Source organism: Falsirhodobacter sp. 1013 (genome assembly GCF_051195255.1).
In the GTDB taxonomy this organism is placed as follows: Bacteria; Pseudomonadota; Alphaproteobacteria; order Rhodobacterales; family Rhodobacteraceae; genus Falsirhodobacter.
Genome location: NZ_JBNJLK010000014.1, coordinates 35,206 through 54,357, shown reverse-complemented (window position 1 = coordinate 54,357; position 19,152 = coordinate 35,206). Strand labels below are relative to the sequence as shown.

Annotated in this window: 19 protein-coding genes, 1 tRNA gene and 1 pseudogene; 11 read left to right on the top strand and 10 right to left on the bottom strand. The window is 63.6% G+C overall.

The window, feature by feature from the left end:
* Together ACSHZY_RS15435 and ACSHZY_RS15430 are read left to right on the top strand one after the other, a co-directional pair.
* Window positions 1-284, top strand: a pseudogene (locus tag ACSHZY_RS15435) (transposase); the annotation flags it as partial.
* A 242-nt stretch (window positions 285-526) separates the two neighbouring features.
* Complete coding sequence (locus tag ACSHZY_RS15430) at window positions 527-2,143, top strand: FAD/NAD(P)-binding protein (protein ID WP_435170623.1); 1,617 nt, start codon at window positions 527-529, stop codon at window positions 2,141-2,143.
* A 13-nt stretch (window positions 2,144-2,156) separates the two neighbouring features.
* Here ACSHZY_RS15430 and ACSHZY_RS15425 read toward each other — a convergent pair whose 3' ends face one another.
* Window positions 2,157-2,633 carry an NUDIX hydrolase gene (locus ACSHZY_RS15425; protein WP_435170621.1) on the bottom strand — a complete coding sequence of 159 codons (477 nt, stop codon included), beginning with the start codon at window positions 2,631-2,633 and terminating at the stop codon, window positions 2,157-2,159.
* Between the two features lie 258 nt (window positions 2,634-2,891).
* Here ACSHZY_RS15425 and ACSHZY_RS15420 point away from each other — a divergent pair, with 258 nt between their 5' ends.
* A complete protein-coding gene (locus ACSHZY_RS15420; protein ID WP_435170619.1) occupies window positions 2,892-3,365 on the top strand; it encodes a PRC-barrel domain-containing protein in 474 nt (157 codons plus the stop codon).
* 151 nt (window positions 3,366-3,516) lie between these two features.
* Here ACSHZY_RS15420 and ACSHZY_RS15415 read toward each other — a convergent pair whose 3' ends face one another.
* On the bottom strand, window positions 3,517-3,732 hold the full coding sequence (locus ACSHZY_RS15415) for a hypothetical protein (RefSeq protein WP_435170617.1): 216 nt from the start codon (window positions 3,730-3,732) through the stop codon (window positions 3,517-3,519).
* Window positions 3,733-4,470: 738 nt separating this feature from the next.
* Window positions 4,471-4,656 (bottom strand): twin-arginine translocase TatA/TatE family subunit, encoded by a 186-nt coding sequence (locus ACSHZY_RS15410; protein WP_435170615.1) that lies wholly within the window; start codon window positions 4,654-4,656, stop codon window positions 4,471-4,473.
* Window positions 4,657-4,837: 181 nt separating this feature from the next.
* Here ACSHZY_RS15410 and ACSHZY_RS15405 point away from each other — a divergent pair, with 181 nt between their 5' ends.
* A complete protein-coding gene (locus ACSHZY_RS15405) occupies window positions 4,838-6,802 on the top strand; it encodes a BCCT family transporter (protein ID WP_435170613.1) in 1,965 nt (654 codons plus the stop codon).
* Between the two features lie 139 nt (window positions 6,803-6,941).
* Entirely contained in the window at window positions 6,942-7,361 is a 420-nt protein-coding gene (locus ACSHZY_RS15400; protein WP_435170611.1) for a PACE efflux transporter, read from the top strand.
* 328 nt (window positions 7,362-7,689) lie between these two features.
* Here ACSHZY_RS15400 and ACSHZY_RS15395 read toward each other — a convergent pair whose 3' ends face one another.
* The 6 genes from ACSHZY_RS15395 to pdxH form a co-directional block, all read right to left on the bottom strand.
* Complete coding sequence (locus ACSHZY_RS15395; protein WP_435170609.1) at window positions 7,690-7,944, bottom strand: DUF982 domain-containing protein; 255 nt, start codon at window positions 7,942-7,944, stop codon at window positions 7,690-7,692.
* Window positions 7,945-8,302: 358 nt separating this feature from the next.
* The gene (locus ACSHZY_RS15390; RefSeq protein ID WP_435170607.1) at window positions 8,303-9,511 is read right to left on the bottom strand and encodes a sensor histidine kinase; all 1,209 of its coding nucleotides are present in this window, start codon (window positions 9,509-9,511) and stop codon (window positions 8,303-8,305) included.
* A gap of 933 nt (window positions 9,512-10,444) precedes the next feature.
* Window positions 10,445-10,521: transfer RNA gene (locus ACSHZY_RS15385), tRNA-Pro, on the bottom strand.
* Window positions 10,522-10,565: 44 nt separating this feature from the next.
* A complete protein-coding gene (locus ACSHZY_RS15380; protein WP_435170605.1) occupies window positions 10,566-11,027 on the bottom strand; it encodes a DUF192 domain-containing protein in 462 nt (153 codons plus the stop codon).
* Entirely contained in the window at window positions 11,024-11,530 is a 507-nt protein-coding gene (locus ACSHZY_RS15375) for a cold-shock protein (protein ID WP_435170631.1), read from the bottom strand. Before ACSHZY_RS15375 ends, ACSHZY_RS15380 begins: the two co-directional genes overlap by 4 nt.
* A gap of 135 nt (window positions 11,531-11,665) precedes the next feature.
* On the bottom strand, window positions 11,666-12,274 hold the full coding sequence (gene pdxH, locus ACSHZY_RS15370) for a pyridoxamine 5'-phosphate oxidase (RefSeq protein WP_435170603.1): 609 nt from the start codon (window positions 12,272-12,274) through the stop codon (window positions 11,666-11,668).
* Window positions 12,275-12,403: 129 nt separating this feature from the next.
* Here pdxH and fabI point away from each other — a divergent pair, with 129 nt between their 5' ends.
* The 6 genes from fabI (at window position 12,404) to trpE (ending at window position 18,953) form a co-directional block, all read left to right on the top strand.
* Complete coding sequence (gene fabI / locus ACSHZY_RS15365) at window positions 12,404-13,216, top strand: enoyl-ACP reductase FabI (RefSeq protein ID WP_435170601.1); 813 nt, start codon at window positions 12,404-12,406, stop codon at window positions 13,214-13,216.
* 27 nt (window positions 13,217-13,243) lie between these two features.
* Window positions 13,244-13,849, top strand: a complete 606-nt coding sequence (locus ACSHZY_RS15360; RefSeq protein ID WP_435170599.1) for a LysE family translocator — start codon at window positions 13,244-13,246, stop codon at window positions 13,847-13,849.
* Between the two features lie 10 nt (window positions 13,850-13,859).
* Complete coding sequence (gpt, locus tag ACSHZY_RS15355; protein ID WP_435170597.1) at window positions 13,860-14,369, top strand: xanthine phosphoribosyltransferase; 510 nt, start codon at window positions 13,860-13,862, stop codon at window positions 14,367-14,369.
* A complete protein-coding gene (locus ACSHZY_RS15350; RefSeq protein WP_435170595.1) occupies window positions 14,369-15,535 on the top strand; it encodes an aminotransferase in 1,167 nt (388 codons plus the stop codon). Before gpt ends, ACSHZY_RS15350 begins: the two co-directional genes overlap by 1 nt.
* 62 nt (window positions 15,536-15,597) lie before the next feature.
* On the top strand, window positions 15,598-17,448 hold the full coding sequence (locus ACSHZY_RS15345) for a peptidyl-prolyl cis-trans isomerase (protein WP_435170593.1): 1,851 nt from the start codon (window positions 15,598-15,600) through the stop codon (window positions 17,446-17,448).
* Entirely contained in the window at window positions 17,448-18,953 is a 1,506-nt protein-coding gene (trpE, locus tag ACSHZY_RS15340; RefSeq protein WP_435170629.1) for an anthranilate synthase component I, read from the top strand. The genes ACSHZY_RS15345 and trpE overlap by 1 nt, the downstream gene beginning before the upstream one ends.
* On the opposite strand, the gene ACSHZY_RS15335 is transcribed toward trpE, so the two are convergent.
* Entirely contained in the window at window positions 18,950-19,141 is a 192-nt protein-coding gene (locus tag ACSHZY_RS15335; RefSeq protein ID WP_435170592.1) for a hypothetical protein, read from the bottom strand. The genes trpE and ACSHZY_RS15335 overlap by 4 nt on opposite strands.
* Between the last annotated feature and the right edge of the window lie 11 nt (window positions 19,142-19,152).

Sequence of the window (19,152 nt, the reverse complement as noted above, 5' to 3'; positions counted from 1 at the left end):
ACCTCAAGGCCCGCTGCACGCCAAACCAGGCCACGCGCACGATCTCCCGCCACCGCCATGAGGCCGTCCGCGACAAGATCCGGGCCTTCGCCGGAACCAGTGCCTACCTCGAGAGCACGCGACGGCGAAAGAAGGTCGAGATGCTCTTCGCCCACCTCAAGCGCATCCTGCGCCTCGGCCGCTTGCGCCTGCGCGGCCCAAACGGCGCCAAGGACAAGTTCCACCTCGCCGCAACCACCCAGAACCTCCGCACACCGGCAAAACTGGTCCCCGGTCGCCCCGCACGTGGCATGACGGAAGCGCGCAGGCCGATCTCAGCGCGACGTCATCGCAGGATCCGCGCCGAGTTTGTAGACACAATCGGGACAAAGCGGTTATTCAATCTGCATCAAGCGTCGAGTTTATCGACGCCGTCACCATTTATTCCTGGGTCTTGAAGCGCGCGAAGGATATTTCCGTGGAACCTCGTGGCCGAGCTTGTTTTTCCAGCGCTTGGCGTCACCTTCGGATGCAGTAAACTTCCGAGATGAACATGTCAGGTCACATCGCAATCGTCGGCACTGGTCCGACAGGCATCTACACCTTCCAGCGCCTGATCGAACATTCCGATCCCCTCACGATTTCCCTGTTTGAGTCCGGGCCGCAGGTCGGCATCGGTATGCCCTACAGTTCCGCCGCCTGCCGCAAATCCATGCTCGCCAACATTGCCAGCATCGAGATTCCGGATCTGCCGCAAAGCTACTTGGGATGGATGACCACGCTGCCGAAGGCCGTCCTGCGCGGCTTCGGGGTCGATCCAGACACGCTCGACGATCGTCAGTTCACGCCGCGCCTGTTGCTCGGGCAGTATTTCCGCGCGCAGTTCATCGAACTGCTGCGGGAGGCCGAAGCCCGCGGCCACGTTGTCCATATCCACGAGGAAACGGAGATCGTCGACATCCTGCCGGGGGATGACGGCGTCAGGGTGGCGGATGTCGCGGCGGAGCGGCCGGAGGTCTTCGACCGCCTGATCCTCGCGACGGGGCATGTCTGGCCCGAAGAGGAGGAGACAGCTCGCAGCTACTATCCCAGCCCCTGGACGGGCCTGTTCGACGCGGACATTCCGCCGGTGCGGATCGGGGTCATGGGCACCTCGCTCAGTTCAATCGACGCGGCGATGGCGGTCGCGGCGCAACACGGAACCTTTGCGCGTGACACTGACGGCCATCTCCTTTTCCGTCTCGCAGACGAGAGCGGGGACCTGAAGATCACGCTCATGTCGCGCACCGGCATCCTCCCCGAGGCCGACTTCTATTGCCCCATCCCCTATGAGCCTTTGCGCGTGATGACCGACGCGGCGCTGGAGGTGGCGTCGGATGCTGGAGAGGATGGATTGCTCGACCGGGTGTTCGGGCTTTTCGTCGCGGAGATCCTGGCCGAGGACCCCGCTTGGGCCGAGGGATCTGGACTGGCTTCCGCCACCGCCGACAGCATCGCGGATGCCTATTTCTCGGACCGCTTGAAACGCGATCCGTTTCGCTGGGCCGCCTTCAATCTGGCCGAGGTCGAACGCAACAAGATCGACAGGCGCGTGGTCCGCTGGCGTTACGCCATCCTGCGCATGCACGAGAAGATGGAAGCCCTGCTCCCCAACTTCTCGACACACGACCGCGAACGCTTCGATGCTGGGTTGAAGCGTGTGTTCATCGACAACTACGCGGCCGTGCCGTCCGAATCCATCAGACGGCTTCTGGCGTTGCGGGATGCGGGCGTGCTGAACCTTTGTGCCCTTGGTCGGGATTATGATCGGGATACGAATGATCTCGGCACGAAGATCGTCGCGAATGGGGAGACGCACGTGTTTGACGTCTTCATCGACGCCCGAGGGCAGCGTGCCATGACCAGCAAAGATCTACCCTTTCCCACGCTTCGGGATCTGCTGCTCGATGCCGGATGCGATGTGCCGGTAATCGCGGATGACTATTCCCTCATCGCTCCGGGGATCCGCCTGGGGCGCATCGCGATGGGGGCAATCCCGTATCTGATGCACGATCGACCCTTCGTACAAGGAATCACCGCTGCGGCGGAAATCGGCAGAGCCATCGGCGCGGTCGAGGTGAGACCACGATATCGTCGGCGCCCAACGGTCTGGATGGCGGCGTAGCTCCAATAGAAGCTCAGGCGAAGGACGCGATCAGAACACTCAAGCCGCGATTTTCGACAAGGCGGGCGGCATCCTCTGGGGTTGTCCACAATTTGTTGCGCTGTCCATGTTCAGGGAAGTCATTGCGTTCTTCGAACACCTGCAGGGCGAAGACCGTCACGTCCACCTCTGCGGCCGAGGGGCTGCCCGAACGCTTCACGTATCGGTAGCAGCCCATCGAGCCAAGGTTCGCCGTCCCCCTGACGCCCGCCTCCTCCCATGCCTCCTGCTCCGCCGCTTGCACCAGCGTCTTGCCTTTCATGGGCCACCCTTTCGGAATGATCCAGCGACCCGCCTCGCGGCTGGTGATCAGCAGCACTTCCTTACGAAGGTCATTCTGCCGCCAGCACAGTGCGCCGCATTGGGACAGCGGCTTCCGGTCTGGCTCTCGGAAGAACCTGCCGGTGGCGGCGCTGAAGAAACTGGCAGTCTTTGCAAAGAAATCGGACATGCTTTCATCCAATCAAACGACGATCTTTGAATTAGCCTATCGAAGACCTGTGTTGCCCTCGTGTTGTTACGTATCAACCCGGCTTCAAGAAAGGAATTCTGTAGATCTGCCAAACCGCTGTGGCTCTAGACGTTCGCCTGAGGGTCAGGCTTGGGGACCCAAGGCTCCGGGCTGGTCGAATGCAGCATGGAACCTTTGGTAAAACAGCGTGTTGTCTCCGCGACCGGCTCACGTCGGCTTAAGCTTTAGGAGACACCAATGATCAAACTGCTCGCATCCACCGCCATCGTCGCCATGCTCGCGTCCCCCGTTGTTGCCCAGACCGCGACGCAACCGGCCGCAACAACGACCGCAACCTCCGATACGTCCGCAATGGGCTACAACTACACCTCCATGACCGGTGACAAGTCGGCTGAAACGTTCATCGGCAAGCGCCTGTACGTCTCCGAAACCGATGTCGACGCCAACGCCGAGATGACGGAAGTCGATCAGGAGTGGGATGATGTTGGTGAGATCAGCGATCTGGTCATCGGTGAAGACGGGCAGGTCAAGGCTGTGCTGACGGACATCGGTGGCTTCTTGGGCATGGGAGAGAAGACGGTCGCGGTGTCGATGGACGACTTGGTGGTCATCAAGGATGGAGACTCCCCGAATGATTACTTCACGGTTCTGAAGTCCGATCGCGCGTCGCTTGAAAACGCACCCGAGTTCGATTGGCCTGAAGCTCAGTAACCCGTTATCACGCTGTTGGAGAGGCGCGGCATCCGCCGCGCCTTTTTCATATGATCAGGCAGAGGCTGTCATATCCGGTGGCAGAAGTCGCTGTACTCAACAAAAGACCATCAGAAATAAGGGCCGGACGGGGCGACACGTACTACAAAAATCATTCGAGTCCGAACTGATCGGTCATGACTTCATGACGTTTGCATACTGATTCTCTTTGGCGAGACCAATCGATCATCGGCGTCACGGACAGCTTGGGCATGGTGCCAGCGGTTGTTTTATGAATGCTCATGGGCGGATGGCCTCTTCTGACAATGCCAACAGCTTTGGCTTCATTGCGCAGATCGTCATAAAGCCCAAGGACGTTAAGGTTCACGAGATGGCAGCGCGACGGAAGCCTTTGAGCTTAGCGCAGGCCCGGAACCCGCGGACGCACTGCCACTGCCAACAGCTGTCGGAAGGGGGACATGAGGTTTGGAAACACGCCTCGTTCTTATCCTGCCATAGGTCGTTGTACCGGTCTCCCACGCATGAAAATCGACGTCGTGTGCTCGTTCTACCCGCGCATCTTGAGGTCGCCACGTCACGGACACTCCACACCCGCATCGGCTGAACCTGCCATCTGGTCCAGGTAGCATAGAGAAAACAGCGTCCGATAAAGAAGCTATGGAAAGGCTCGTCATCTCCCTACGGCGCGGACAGCTGCATAATGCGGCGGGATCCTCATCGACTGCGACGCCATCCGCAACGACAATGCCTGAGCAGCGCGATGGTCGTGGTGGATCAGGCGACGGACCACCCCACTGGCAAACACGACCTCCTGCACCCGTATTCAGGGGATGGATCAAGCACCTCAATCCCGCCGGAACGCGTGAGAGCAGTTCGTTGTACCGATCTGGGCTCGCGACACTGGGGCCGCCCGGTGCGGAAAAAAACGTTTTGCGATTTCAAGAGCTGTTCAGCCTGTGGAAGCCTCCGCTCCGGAACAGGTGGAGGCGCACCCCGTCGGCTCCAGCCTTGGCTCCGCCGTGTTCGTCATTGCCCAAAACGCGGGCTTCAGGCTGAAGCTGATGTCGCCCGGCCGCTCATCCCGGCGTGTCAGGCTTCGCGGTTGCTACTGATCGTCCTTGGGGAGTGCGACCGGCCGGGGTTCGGCGTCTCCATCACGGATGCCGGCCTTGAAAGCACTCAGCCCTCGACCGACTTCGCCCATCATGCCTGCCACCTTGCCCCGACCGAACAGCATCAGCACGACGACCCCCACGACCAGCATGTGGCTCAGACTCATTGCACCGGACATCTCGACTTCCTTTTCCCGCGGATGGGGAAGATTACGCCCGGCTTCCCGCTTCCTCCAGACAGGATTTCGTCTGCGCGCCGCTGCGCCGGAAGATGTGAACAAGCCGCGCCGTGCCTCTTCGGGTGGCCATTTCGTGCCTTTCGCCCTATGAAACAGCACGTAACAAACAAAGGATCACGTTTTGCAAAGACTCCTGAGGGACGTCGCTCCTCTGCCGTTTTTCGGCTCCGCCATCGTGTCGCTGGGCTTGATCATCCTTGCCTGTGCCGCCCCCGAAACCGCCGCCGCCTGGTTTCAGGCCGCCAATGACTGGATCGTCCGGGAGGTGGGCTGGTACTACATGCTCGCCGTTGGCGGCTTCGTGGTGTTCCTGCTGATCCTCGCGATCAGCCCGCTGGGCAAGGTGAAGCTGGGTCCGGACGAATCCGTTCCGGACTACAGCCTTGGCACATGGATCGCGATGCTGTTTTCCGGTGGGATGGGCATCGGCATCGTCTTCTATGGCGTCGCCGAACCCATCATGCACTTCTCGTCCCCGCCAGACGCGGCGGCGGGAACGCCTGCGGCGGCGCGGGATGCGATGGCGATCACCTTCTTCCACTGGGGCGTGCATGCATGGGCGATCTATGCGGTCGTCGGTCTGGCGCTGGCCTATTTCGGCTTCCGCCGGAACGAACCGCTGGTCATCCGGTCTGCCTTCCGCCCGCTGCTGGGCGACCGCGTGAACGGCTGGATGGGCGACATGATCGACATCTTCGCGGTGGTCGGCACGCTCGCGGGTCTTGCGACGTCCCTGGGCCTTGGGGTGGCGCAACTGAACGCGACGGGCACCTATCTTCTGGGCCTGCCGCAATCGGTAAACGTGCAGCTGGTCCTGATCGTGATCGTCACGATCCTTGCCACGCTGACCGTGGCGACCGGACTCGACAACGGCATCCGCCGGCTGTCGGAGTTCATCCTCGTCCTGTCCTTCGTGCTGATGGGCCTGATCCTGATCCTGGGGCCGACGCAGTTCCTGCTGCGGGCCTTCGTGGAAAACATCGGCCTGTACATCAACAGCTTCGTGTCGCGCACCTTCCACATCTATGCATACGAGCCGACGGACTGGGTCGCCTCCTGGACGCTGTTCTATTGGGGCTGGTGGATTTCCTGGTCACCCTTCGTGGGCCTGTTCATCGCCCGCATCTCGCGCGGGCGGACGATCCGGCAGTTCCTGCTGGGCGTGCTGTTCGCGCCGGCGGGCTTCACCGCGATCTGGTTCACCATCTTCGGCGACCTCGCCATCTGGCTGGACCTGAACGTGGCGGGGGGCGACATCGCGCGCACCGTGTCCGAAAACATGCCGATCGCGCTGTTCACCGTGTTCGAATACCTTCCCGCGTCGAACGTGCTGGCCTGGCTGGCCGGGATGCTAGTCGCCATCTACTTCGTGACGGCCTCCGACGCGGGGGCGCTGGTCATCGCCATGATCACCTCCCGCCGGGACGTGGAGGAGCCGGCCTTGTGGCTGCGCGTCTTCTGGGCGATCGTCTGCGGGGCGGTCGCAGGCTGCCTGCTTCTGGCGGGCGGGCTTGCGGCGGTGCAGATGGCGGCGGTCATCGCGGCCGCGCCCTTGTCGGTGGTGATGCTGTTCATGTGCGTCGGCATCTGGAAGGGCCTTTCGGACGAAGTGGCGCTGACCGCCAGCGCCGCCCTGCCCAGCGCGCCGCTGGTCGTGAACGAGGGCGCGATGTGGCGCCGGCGCCTGGCCGCCATCGTCAGCCATCCGCGCCGCCAACAGGTGGAAAGCTTCCTGAACGGCCCTGTGGCCCAGGCACTGGACGCGGTGCAGGCCGAGTTGAGCGCGCGTGGCCATGCGGCCGAGGTGACGCGGGACGACACAGGCGTCGCCCTGCGGGTGGATCTTGGGGATGGCAGCAGCGGCTTCACCTATGGCGTGCAGCCGATCAGCCAGCCGATCCCGGCCTTCGCCCTGACCGACACCGGCGGGAACGAGCAGCCCCGCAACCGCTATTACCGGGCCGAGGTGTTCCTTGCGCAAGGCAGCCGCGGCTATGACATCTTCGGGTATTCCAAAGAGGAGATCATCGCTGACGTTGTGGCCCATTACGACCGCTTCCTGCACTTCGTGGCCCTGAAGGCCTGATCCTGTCCCGGGCGCGCCCGCCGCGCCCGGACCCCCGGCATGGACAAGCGCAAGGCCCTTCCTATATGAAGCCCTGCGAGGACGACCTCCCCCATCGGGCAGCATTCCGGGACGGCCCGGCATTCAGATGGGACAGATCATGCGCACCACTCGCGACCGCATTCGCCACGCCCTCAGCTTCGAGATCATCGGCATCCTTCTTGTCGTGCCACTTGGCGCGATGGGGTTCGGGGTGCACGCCGCGGATCTGGGGGTGGTGGCCGTCGTGTCGGCCACCGTCGCCACGCTTTGGAACTTCCTTTACAACCTGATGTTCGACCGCCTGATGAAGCGTTGGGCCGGCACCGTGCACAAAACCTTGCCCGTGCGCGTTCTTCACACCCTGCTGTTCGAAGGCGGGCTTCTGCTGTTCACCCTGCCCTTCATCGCCCTTTATCTGGGGATCGGGCTGTGGCAGGCGCTGGTGATGGATGTGGCCTTCGTCCTGTTCTACCTGGTCTATGCCTTTGTCTTCAACTGGACCTATGACAAGGTCTTCCCCCTGCCGAAAAACGTTTGAAACCAGTGCAGCCATGCGCACAGTGCACCCCGCGTGACGGCACGAAGGCGGCTACGAGGCGTTAACCTTCCCAGCCTATCCTGCAAGGGTAACGAGTTTTACAGACGTCAATGACGGAGCCCGTGCCATGGCGCGGGCTCCACCCTTCCGGGCTTTTCGTGCCTCGCCTCCCGCCGCCGACGATAAGGAAATTCTCTGGACCAAAGCATGATTCTTCCTCAGGCTGAAGGTGGTTCAGCCGGGTGACGAGTGTTGCATGGGCGCGGGTTGCGCACCGCCCTCCTGCTCGCGGTGGCAGTTCGTCCACCACCGATCACTCGCCCTAAACCTATCCGCAGCACTCGGGCGCGATCAGCCCGGCGCTGATAAGAGCCGCCAAGGTCGCGTCGCGCGCATGTTCATGACACTGGTCGTTTTCGAAGGCCGACATGCAGATGTCGACGGCCTCGTGGTAGGCGGCCGCCTTATGCCAGGGCCATTGATCGGTCAGGAAGATCAGCGCGTGCCCGCTTGCGCGGATGATGTGGTGCGCTCCAGTCACTGGGTTCTCGAACATGACGGGAACAACCCAAAGATGCGACACTCTCGCCTCCTGCAACTTCGTATAAGTTTTATGAAATCGATTTCGGAGGGATGTCCATCGGTAAACTTTGGTGTCTCGGGTAACCTGTCCAAAAACACATGCGTGGTGTGGCGGAACCACGGGATAACCGGAACAAGATCCTAGTTATTCAGGTACAATACAGGAACATGAATAGAACACATGAGAAATGTGAGGGGGTACCAACATGATCCGGTGTTCGGTGGAAGGTCAGGATTCGATGCCGGAACCGACCGCGACCTATCGGCGAACTTGGCCGGTTGGAACCTGTTCCTGACGGGTCGACCCACGGAATGCATAGCCCGCCGTGAGCATGCCGTAGCTCGTGCAGAGAACCGACTTACAGACTTGACGTCAGCGGCAGCTCGACGGTCACCCGCAGTCCTGTCGGCAGCCAATCCGTCACCATCGCCCCGCCCGAGGCGGAAATGATCCCTGACACCAGCATCGTGCCGAAACCCGCATGTTCGGGAACCGAGGATACCGCGGGTCCCCCACGTTCCGTCCAGGTCATCGTCATCTGGCTTTCCGTCCTGCTCCACCGCACGGTGATGACGCCCTGACCGGAGCTGAACGCGCCATACTTGATCGAGTTGGTGGCCAGTTCATGCAGCACGAGCGCAAGCGGGGTGGAGAAGCTGCCCTCCAAGATCCCCGCATCCCCATCCACAATGACCCGATCGCCGTAGGGCGAAAGCACCGACCGCGTCAGCGCGATCGGGTTCAGGTTCCTGACGACCAGCCGATCATCGTCGGGATGATGCAAACCGATATCGGCGGCCCGCTCCAGCGCGCCGATACGCTCACGTGCCATGGCAAGCGCATTGTCCGGCTCGCCCGAGCGGCGCGCTTCGCGTTCCGACATGGAGATCACGCCCGACACTACGCTGAACAGGTTCTTGATGCGGTGCTTCATCTCGTGCGCCAGCAGCCGTTCACGGTCGACGGCGCGTTCCAGCTCCTCCGCAGTGCGCAAACGCTCCAGCGCGACGGCCACCGTGTTGCCCATCGCCTGCACGAAAGCGATGTCGTCGTGACTGAACTTGCCATCCCGCGTGCTGTCCACTTCCAGCACGCCATAGGGCTCGGCTCCATCGCGCACCGGAACGTTTAGGGCCCGGCGCACGCCATGCTCGACCATCAGCGCAGGCGTCCGGAAGCGGGTCTCCTTGTCAAGGTGGTTGGAGATCACCGGCTGGCGCGTGTGGAACGCATAGCCGGCCGGACTGTCCATATCCCCGCCAAGCGTCGCCACGCCCACGACGCCGTCCTTCCAGCCCACCCCCGCACATACAAGCAATCGGGACGGATCCTCCCTGTCCCGTTCCAGGTACTTGCACAGATCCACGTTCATCCCGTCGGCACAGGCGCGCGTCGCTTCGCCAAGCAGATCAGGACGCTCCCGGCACCGCAATGCGAACAAGCCGAAGGCGGACAGGATTTCCTGTTGCCGCAAACGCCAGGCAAGCTCGTCCTCGACCCGCGCGCCAAGCTCCGGTTCCACGACCGCAGCATCCTGCGGCCGGGTGTCTGGGATGTCAGAAGGCATCGTCTTGTGCAGCCTTAAAGGAGGGTGGGGTCCGATTACGACAGGTTCGGACCGACGTGTCCTAAACCATCCTGTGTCCATTCGCCAAGGAAGAATACACGACGAGATCGCCGATCATTGTGCACTTCTCGTACTCCGACGCGTCTATGGTCGATCGGAGCCGCGAGGCCACTGTCCTTCGCCCGAAGGCTGAGCGGGCGGATCACTGCACAAGTTTCCCGAAGGAGAAAACCGGCGGCCTGATCTGGACGTCTGTTCCGAATCGCGGGAGCGGGCAATCAACGTTCAATTGCATCATGAGATGTCACGGGAGCGTCTAAAAAACATCCATGCCCGCCTTCAGTCTGCCCGAACGACAGCCTCTGGACAACCGGTGCCGCCTATACTGCCTCAAACTTAATAAATAGTTAATTATCAACTTAGACGCGATTGACACCGTGGGTGGATGGTATATTTAGAACGTAACCCGTCACCCGAGTAACGATTAGCTCCTTATGTGACGGCTGGCGGGTGTGGAGCTAGGCGGTGGCTCCAACCCTATTTTACCACGAGTAACCGTCTAGCTCCTCTTTTTCTTTGAATGCGGTGTGCAGCAACTTTGGTTCTGACCGAAGCCGCAGATTTGGCCATGCGCAGGTCTTGTCAGCGACAAGTCACAGGATTCCTTCGTGCCAAACCGCATTCCGTATGGCGAGAACTCCCTCAAGGAAAGACGTAGAACCCCCAAGGCATGCGCCGAGCTCGGAAGATTCATGACGTCGAGAGGCAGGCCCCACAGGCTTGTGATTGAATCGCGGCCCACGCAACCGGTGGCCAAATAATGCAGGGAACGTGATCGGCCAAGGTTCGGCCTCGTCCTGAAGCACGAACGGATTCCCGCCGTCCCAGAGGCGCCGAAGCACAACCAAGGCGTGAACCGGTTCAAGCCAATGCTGGTCGGGGCGATAGGATTCGAACCTACGACCTACGGTACCCAAAACCGTCGCGCTACCAGGCTGCGCTACGCCCCGAACCTGGGCCGTTCCTATAACGGGATGTCAGGAAAGAAAAGCCGTCATTCGCAGGTCCAGGCCGCCTTTGCCTGATCCAGATGGGAAGACCGCATGACGCTGCCTTCGGCGATCCCCAGACGTCTCGCCAGCCCGCCGTTGATCTCCAGCACCGCCAGCACGGAATCGCCGCCATGGATGGGTGTGTCGTCTTTCGGACGGGCATTCGCGTGGACATGCCGCACCGTCCCTGTTTCATCCATGAAGATCATGTCCAAAGGGATAAACGTGTTGCGCATCCAGAAACTGGCCGGCTGCGGACGCTCGTACACGAAAAGCATCCCGGAGGCTGCGGCCATATGCTCCCGGTACATCAGGCCTTGGGCGCGCTCCGCCGCGTCATCCGCCACCTCCACGGAAAAGCGCGTAACGCCGCCGGTGTTTCGGAATTCCACCTGATCGGCGCGGCAGGCGGCCATGGCCTGAACCGGCATCGCCAGCAGGCACAGCGCCGCGAGCCACTTCATGGCTGCGTCCGCGCGGCAGCGTCCCAAGAAAGGATCTGGACGGCCATCGGGCCCCGCTTGCCGGTCACGGTCTTCAGGGCGACCGCCTCGCCCGGAGCGACGCCCGCCAGGCCCGCCGCGCGCAGCACGTCCACATGCAGGAAGATGTCTTCAAGACTGCCGAAGATGTTCGCGAAGCCAAAGCCCTTGGCGCGGTCGAACCACTTGATTCGCGCTGGCTCCATGGGCAGGGCCTCCAGCGCCTCGGCGTCCAGGGCCGGCTCGCCTTCGGCGCGGGCGACGATCGGCAATGCGGCTTCGACGGAAAGAACCTCGATCGCCTGCACGCCCCGTTCTGTCTTCTGGATGCACACCTCGATCAGGGCGCCGTCGGCGACGGTGCTTTGTCCGAAATTGCGCAGCACGTTCGCGTGCAAAAGGATGTCACGAGGAAGCGACTCTACGACAACGAAACCGAAACCGCGCACAGGGTCAAACCATTTGACCCGCCCAGTCGCCACCACCGTACCGCCATTTTCCAGATCATCCAGTGTATGAGGCACAGTCGCTAAGCTCCGTCCTTTTGTTATTCTAGGTCTTTTGTAAGCATCGGCGGTCCGTTGCAAGGCATAATGACACTCCCTGTGTGCTTTTGTGGGTCAGGGATTCAGACGGCGGGTCGACCAGCCGCCCGGCTGCAAGGGATCACGAAGCCATTGAAAGCGGTCATGCAGGCGGAAAGCGCCATCCGCCCAGAATTCAATCTGCGTCGGCGCGATTCGGAATCCACCCCAAAATGGCGGCCGCGGAGGATTTGCAAGATGACGTGCCGTCACTTTCGTCACCTCCCCCATCAGGAACGCCCGGCTTTCCAGCGGACGGCTTTGCTGCGAGGCCCAGGCCCCCAGCCGGCTTTGCAGCGAACGGGAGTTGTAATAGGCGTCGGCCTGCGGCCCCTCCTCGCGCGTGACGGTCCCGCGGACGCGAATCTGGCGGCGCAGGGATTTCCAGTGCAGCACAAAGGCGGCCTTGCCCGACTGCGCGATCTGCATCCCCTTCGCGCTGTCGTAATTCGTATAGAAAACGAAGGCCTCCGCCTCGATCTCCTTCAGCAGCACCATGCGGACATCCGGCATTCCATCGGCATCGACCGTCGCCAGCGCGATGGCGTTGGGATCGTTCGGCTCCGTCGCCTCGGCCTCGGCCAGCCAGCGGCGGGCGATGGCGAAGGGATCGGTGCCCGCGAAATGTCCCGCCGGTATGTCCATGGAAAGATCCTGTGTCGTTCGCGTCGAACCCTAGGGGATGTGGGACAAAACGCAAGAGCGGCGACTTGAAGCAGCCTGACACATGTCCTAAACCCGCCAGATAATGAATAATGTGGCGAGGGAAGCCGGATGAACGGATTGCTGGCTGGAAAACGGGGCCTGATCATGGGCCTGGCAAACGACAAGTCCATCGCCTGGGGCATTGCCAAGGCCTGTGCCGACCAGGGCGCGGAACTCGCGTTCTCCTACCAGGGCGAGGCGTTGAAGAAACGGGTCCAGCCGCTTCTGGCCACGATCGGCAGCGACATCATGGTCGAATGCGATGTCGCAAGCGAGGAGTCGATGGACGCGCTCTTCGATACGCTGAAGGAAAAGTGGGGCACAATCGACTTCGTCGTGCACGCCATCGGCTTCTCCGACAAGAACGAGCTGCGCGGCCGCTATGTCGACACGTCGCCCGCGAACTTCGCCATGACGATGAACATCTCCGTCTACAGCTTCACCGCGATCGCGCGGCGCGCGGCGGCCATCATGCCGAACGGCGGCAGCCTGCTGACGCTGACCTATTACGGCGCCGAAAAGGTGATGCCGCATTACAACGTGATGGGCATCGCGAAATCCGCGCTGGAAACCTCGGTCAAGTACATCGCCGAGGATCTGGGCAAGGACGGCATCCGCGTCAACTCCATCTCGGCCGGCCCGATCAAGACGCTGGCCGCATCGGGCATCGGCGATTTCCGCTACATCATGAAGTGGAACGAACTGAACTCCCCCCTCCGCCGCAACGTCACTCAGGAAGAGGTGGGCAAGTCCGCGCTGTACCTGCTGTCGGACCTCGCTTCGGGCGTGACGGGAGAATGCCTGCATGTCGATGCCGGCTACCACGTCGTCGGCATGAAGGCCGTCGATGCGCCGGACATCGAGACCGCGAAGAAGGACTGAGCCCATGACCGGCAGGAGGGGGCTGTCATGACATTGGCCGCCTTTCTGGCGGTCTGGGCCGTGCATCTGGCTGCGGCGGCCAGCCCCGGCCCCGCCGTTCTGATGGCCGCGCGCACCGGCGCGGTCGAGGGGTTGCGCACGGGCCTGTTCCTGTCGGTCGGCCTTGGCCTCGGCGCGGTCGTCTGGGCGGCGGCGGCACTGTTCGGTCTGTCGCTTCTGTTCGCCGCCGCGCCGGCCCTGTTCGGCGCGTTCAAGCTGATCGGCGCCGGTTTCCTGATCTGGACGGCGTGGAAGATGTGGCGCCATGCGGACGACCCGCTGGTGATGGACGCCCTCCCCCCGCGCGGCCTCCTGTCGGCCCTGCGGCTGGGCATCACGACCCAATTGGCCAATCCAAAGCCCGCCATCTTCTTCGGCGCCGTGTTCGTCGGCCTCGTGCCGCCCCACGCCCCCGGCCCCGTCATCGCGGCGCTGCTTCTGACCGTCTTCGTGAACGAGGCCGGCTGGAACATGCTGGTCGCGCGTCTTTTCTCGCTTGACCGGATCCGGCGCGGGTATATTCGCCTGAAATCCGTTCTGGACCGGGCGTTCGGGGGGCTGTTCGCCCTGCTGGGCGTCCGCATCGCATTGTAAGGAGGGTTCCATGTCCCCCGATAACCGCCTGCCCCACGAAAAGGGCTTCCACATCAGCTGGGACCAGATCCACCGCGACAGCCGCGCGCTGGCCTGGCGTCTGGACGGGCGCGGCCCGGATGACGGCGCCTGGCGTGCCGTGGTCGGCATCACGCGCGGTGGCCTTGTTCCCGCCATGATCGTCAGCCGCGAACTGGACGTGCGCATCGTCGACACGATCAGCGTCAAAAGCTACAACCACCAGTCGCGCGGCGAAGCCGTGGTCACGAAGGCCCCGCAGGCCGACCTGATGGGCGATGGCACCGGCATCCTGATCGTGGACGACCTCGTGGACAGCGGCAAGACGCTGGAACTGGTCCGCAAGCTGTATCCCAAGGCGCATTTCGCGACCGTCTACGCCAAGCCGTCCGGCCGCCCGCAGGTCGACACCTACATCACCGAGGTAAGCCAGGACACCTGGATCTTCTTCCCTTGGGACATGGCGCTGCAATACGTGCAGCCCTATCGCGGCACCGACTGATGGCGCCCCTGAACCCCGCCCTTGTCGCGACCTTTGCGCCCCCCGTCATGGAAGCGCGCCGCTGGCTGGACGGGGTTCACTTCCCGCCCGACCGGCCGCTGATCAATGTCAGCCAGGCCGCGCCGGTCGATCCGCCGCCCCTTGCCCTACGTCAGGCCATGGCTGACGCCGCGCTGAACCAGCCGCAGGCGCATCTTTACGGCCCGGTGCTGGGCAACGCCGAACTGCGCGCGGAACTCGCCAGCACGATGAACCGTCACTATGGCGGAACCGTCGAACCCGCTCAGGTCGCCATCACCCAAGGGTGCAATCAGGCCTTCACCGCCGCCATCGCCACGCTGGCCGCCGCGGGGGATGAGGTCATCCTTCCGACGCCTTGGTATTTCAACCACGCCATGTGGCTTCGGATGAACGACATCCGCGCGGTGCCGCTGCCCTGCGGCACGGGCCTGCTGCCCGATCCGGAACAGGCCGCCGCGCTGATCACGCCGCGCACGAAGGCCATCGTGCTCGTTACGCCCAACAACCCCTCCGGGGCGGAATATCCGGGCGGGCTGGTCGCGGCGTTCCATGCGGTTGCCCGACGCCACGGGCTGGTCCTGATCCTGGACGAAACCTATCGCGACTTCGATTCGCGGAACGGCGCGCCGCACGACCTGTTCCTCGATCCCGACTGGCACCGCGACGTGATCCACCTCTACTCCTTCTCCAAGGCGTTCCGGCTGACGGGGCACCGCGTGGGCGCGCTGGTGACCGGCACCCCCCGCATGGTTGAGGTGGAGAAGTTCCTCGATTGCGTGTCGATCTCCGCCTCGCAGATGGGGCAGATCGGGGCGCTGTGGGGGTTGCGGAACCTGATGCCCTGGGTGGCAAGCGAACGCGAAGGCATCCTGACCCGCCGTACCGCCATGATGGAAGGCTTTGCCGGGACCGAGGGGTGGGAGCTTCTGGGTTGCGGCGCCTATTTCACCTATGTCCGCCACCCGTTCGACCTCCCCTCGCCCGACCTGTGCCAAAGGTTGGTGCGCGAGGCGGGCCTTCTGATGCTGCCGGGCACCATGTTCCGCCCGGACGGGGGCGGCGACGAGATGCGCATCGCTTTCGCCAACATCGACACGGCCGGCATCGCCGAATTCTTCACGCGTCTGCGTCGCTTTACCCTCTGATCTTGCCCCGTTCGCCGCAACCCCGTAGGAAGGCGCGGACCAGATCCTGAGGGGGACCACGCATGGCGGAAGGCAAGAAACGCGGCAACAAGGCGATGTCCGTCGTGCTGTGGCTGCTGATGGCAATGCTGATCCTGGGCCTTGGCGGCTTTGGCGTCACGAATTTCGGCGCCACGGGGCAGAACATTGCCACGGTCGGCACCCAGACCATCGACGCGAACGTCTATGCCAATGCCTTGCGCCAGCAGCTTCAGGGCCTTTCGCAGCAGACGGGCCAAGCCTTCACGCTGGCGCAGGCGCGGCAGTTCGGGCTGGACGCGCAGGTGCGCCAGTCGCTCATCTCCTCGGCCGCGCTGAAGGATGAGGCCGACCGGATCGGCCTGTCGGTGGGCGACCGGGTGGTGGCCGACGAGGTGCGCCGCAACCCGTCCTTCCAAGGCGCGGGCGGCACGTTCAATCGCGACACCTATGAAATGGTGCTGAAGCAGAACGGCCTGACGCCGGCCGAGTATGAAACGAACATCCGCGAAAGCGTCGCCCGGTCTCTTCTGGTCGGCGCGGTGGGGGGCGGCTTTGCGGCCCCGCAGGCGGTGACGGACGCGCTTTACAACTACATCGGTGAACGCCGCAGCCTGTCCCTTCTGCCCGTGGCCGAAGGCAACCTGCCCCAGCCTTTGCCCCAACCGACCGAGGAGGACCTGCGCGCCTTTTACGTCGCGCATGGCGACCGGTTCATGGCACCCGAAACCCGCAAGATCACCTATGCCGCACTGCTGCCGGAAACCGTCGCACCGAACCTGCCGGTGGACGACGCCGCATTGCGCGATCTTTACAACCAGCGGATCGATGAATTCGTTCAGCCCGAACGCCGCCTGGTCGAACGCGTGGTCTTCCCCGACGCCGCCGCTGCCGAGTCCGCCAAGACCCGCATCGACCAGGGCACCCCGTTCGAGGACATCGTGAGGGAGCGGGGTCTTGATCTGACCGACACCGATCTGGGCGATGTGGCCAAGGAAGATCTGGCCGCCGCCGGCGAGGCGGTCTTCGCCCTGGCCGAACCCGGCGTCGTGGGACCGTTCGATAGCCAGTTCGGGCCGGCGCTGTTCCGCATGAATGGCATCCTGTCCGCCCATGACGTCCCGTTCGAGGAAGCGCGCGACGACCTCGCGACCGAATTCCAGGCCGACGCCGCCAAGCGCGCCATCGCCGACCGCCGCAACGCGCTGGAAGACGTGCTGGCCGGTGGCGGCACGGTGGAGGATCTGGGCAAGGAACCGGACTTTACCCTCGGCACATTGGACTACAGCGCGGAATCGGAGGACCCGCTGGCCGGATACCCCGCCTTCCGTCAGGCGGCCGAAGCCGCGCAGGAAGGCGACTTCCCGGAACTCGTGCAGCTGGACGACGGCGGCCTGATTGCCCTGCGCCTGGACGGCGTCACCCCCGCCACCCCCCGCCCGTTCGAGGAGGTGCGCGACCAGGTGACGGAAGCCTGGCATGACGAGGCGCTGCACAAGGCGCTGGTCGCCCGTGCCGAGGAGATCCGCACGGCCGTCCAGAACGGCGCGAACCTTGCCGATTTCGGCAGCGTGACCGCGACAGGCGACATCACTCGCGAAGGCACCGCCACCGCGGCCCCCGCCCCCGTGGTGCAGACCGCCTTCGGGATGGAGGAAGACGCCTCGCAGGTCATCGACACCCCGGAATGGGTGGGCGTGCTGCGCGTGGACAGCGTGACCGCGCCGTCGCAGGACGATGAAGGCGCCGTGGCGCTGAAGACGCAGCTGTCCGCGCAGATGGAAGGCGGGCTGGCGCAGGACGCCCAGCAGATGTTCACCCAGACCATCGTCGATACGGCCGGTATCCAGATCAACCAGGCGGTCATCGACGCCGTGCACGCGCAGATCCCATGATGCAGATCGTTCCTTCCTTCGACACGTTCGAGGCCGGCTGGGCCGAAGGCCGCAACCAGGTGGTCTACGCCCGTTTGGCCGCCGATCTCGACACGCCCGTCTCTCTCATGCTGAAGCTGACCGAGGCGCGAGCCGACACGTTCATGCTGGAATCCGTCACCGGAGGAGAGATCCGGGGCCGCTATTCCGTCGTCGGCATGAAGCCGGACCTGATCTGGCGCTGCGAAGGGCAGCAGGTGTTCCTCAACCGCGAGGCGCGGTTCGACCGCGACGCCTTCCGGGCCGAGGACGCGGCCCCGCTGGACAGCCTGCGCGCCCTGATCGCCGAAAGCCGGATCGACATGCCGGCCGAACTGCCCGCAATCGCGGCGGGCCTGTACGGCTACCTCGGCTATGACATGATCCGGCTGGTGGAGCATCTGCCGAACGTGAACCCTGACATGATCGGCGTGCCGGACGCGATCCTGCTGCGCCCGTCGGTCATGGCCGTTCTGGACGGCGTGAAGGGGGAGGTGACGGTGGTTGCCCCCGCTTGGGCCGCGTCGGGCCTGTCGGCGCGGGCCGCTTATGCGCAGGCCGCCGAACGCGTGATGGACGTGCTGCGCGATCTGGACCGCACCCCGCCCGCCACGCACACCCTTGGCGATGCGACTCCCCTGCCGGACGCGACCTCGAACTTCACGCAGGACGGCTTCAAGGCGGCGGTGGAAAAGGCCAAGGACTACATCCGCGCGGGTGACATCTTTCAGGTCGTGCCGTCGCAGCGGTTCAGCCAGCCCTTCCCGCTGCCGCCCTTCGCGCTGTATCGCAGCCTGCGGCGCACCAACCCGTCGCCGTTCATGTTCTTCTTCAACCACGGCGATTTCCAGATCATCGGCGCCAGCCCCGAAATCCTTGTCCGCCTGCGCGACGGGGAGGTGACGATCCGCCCTGTGGCCGGCACCCGCAAGCGGGGCCAGACCCCGGCCGAGGATCAGGCCTTGGCCGACGACCTTCTGGCCGATCCGAAGGAATTGGCCGAACACCTTATGCTGCTGGATCTGGGCCGCAACGACGTGGGCCGCGTGTCAAGGATCGGCACCGTCAGGCCGACCGAGAAGTTCATCATCGAACGCTACAGCCACGTCATGCACATCGTGTCGAACGTGGTGGGCGAACTGGCCGAGGGAGAGGACGCGCTGTCGGCCCTGCTGGCCGGCCTGCCTGCGGGCACCGTGTCGGGCGCCCCCAAGGTCCGCGCGATGGAGATCATCGACGAGCTGGAGCCCGTGAAGCGCGGCATCTATGGCGGCGGTGTCGGCTATTTCGCGGCCAACGGAGAAATGGACTTCTGCATCGCGCTGCGCACGGCGGTCCTGAAGGATCAGATGCTGCACATCCAGTCAGGTGCCGGCATCGTCTTCGACAGCGACCCGGAAAGCGAGTTCCAGGAAACGGTCAACAAGGCGCAGGCCCTGCGCCGCGCGGCCGAGGATGCGGGCCGCTTCTCCGGCGGCCGGAACTAGGGCGCGGCTTGCGGCACCGGCAGGGCGGGCTCCGGCTCGCCCTGCGGCACCGTGCCATGGGCGGGCGTGTCCATCGGCACGACCGGGCCGGGACCGAAGGGCAGCGGCGTCATTTCGGACAAGGCCACCAGCGCGACCCCGCCCAGCACCGCCCCGCAGATGAAGCCCGAAAATATCCTGCCGGCCATATCGCCCCCTG

Excerpts from the sequence above, each read along its gene's own strand:
- ACSHZY_RS15430 (WP_435170623.1), top strand. The coding sequence starts at position 527 with ATGAACATGTCAGGTCACATCGCAATCGTCGGCACTGGTCCGACAGGC.
- ACSHZY_RS15425 (WP_435170621.1), bottom strand. The coding sequence starts at position 2,633 with ATGTCCGATTTCTTTGCAAAGACTGCCAGTTTCTTCAGCGCCGCCACC.
- ACSHZY_RS15420 (WP_435170619.1), top strand. The coding sequence starts at position 2,892 with ATGATCAAACTGCTCGCATCCACCGCCATCGTCGCCATGCTCGCGTCC.
- ACSHZY_RS15410 (WP_435170615.1), bottom strand. The coding sequence starts at position 4,656 with ATGTCCGGTGCAATGAGTCTGAGCCACATGCTGGTCGTGGGGGTCGTC.
- ACSHZY_RS15400 (WP_435170611.1), top strand. The coding sequence starts at position 6,942 with ATGCGCACCACTCGCGACCGCATTCGCCACGCCCTCAGCTTCGAGATC.
- ACSHZY_RS15390 (WP_435170607.1), bottom strand. The coding sequence starts at position 9,511 with ATGCCTTCTGACATCCCAGACACCCGGCCGCAGGATGCTGCGGTCGTG.
- ACSHZY_RS15380 (WP_435170605.1), bottom strand. The coding sequence starts at position 11,027 with ATGAAGTGGCTCGCGGCGCTGTGCCTGCTGGCGATGCCGGTTCAGGCC.
- pdxH (WP_435170603.1), bottom strand. The coding sequence starts at position 12,274 with ATGGACATACCGGCGGGACATTTCGCGGGCACCGATCCCTTCGCCATC.
- fabI (WP_435170601.1), top strand. The coding sequence starts at position 12,404 with ATGAACGGATTGCTGGCTGGAAAACGGGGCCTGATCATGGGCCTGGCA.
- ACSHZY_RS15360 (WP_435170599.1), top strand. The coding sequence starts at position 13,244 with ATGACATTGGCCGCCTTTCTGGCGGTCTGGGCCGTGCATCTGGCTGCG.
- gpt (WP_435170597.1), top strand. The coding sequence starts at position 13,860 with ATGTCCCCCGATAACCGCCTGCCCCACGAAAAGGGCTTCCACATCAGC.
- ACSHZY_RS15350 (WP_435170595.1), top strand. The coding sequence starts at position 14,369 with ATGGCGCCCCTGAACCCCGCCCTTGTCGCGACCTTTGCGCCCCCCGTC.
- ACSHZY_RS15345 (WP_435170593.1), top strand. The coding sequence starts at position 15,598 with ATGGCGGAAGGCAAGAAACGCGGCAACAAGGCGATGTCCGTCGTGCTG.
- trpE (WP_435170629.1), top strand. The coding sequence starts at position 17,448 with ATGCAGATCGTTCCTTCCTTCGACACGTTCGAGGCCGGCTGGGCCGAA.
- ACSHZY_RS15335 (WP_435170592.1), bottom strand. The coding sequence starts at position 19,141 with ATGGCCGGCAGGATATTTTCGGGCTTCATCTGCGGGGCGGTGCTGGGC.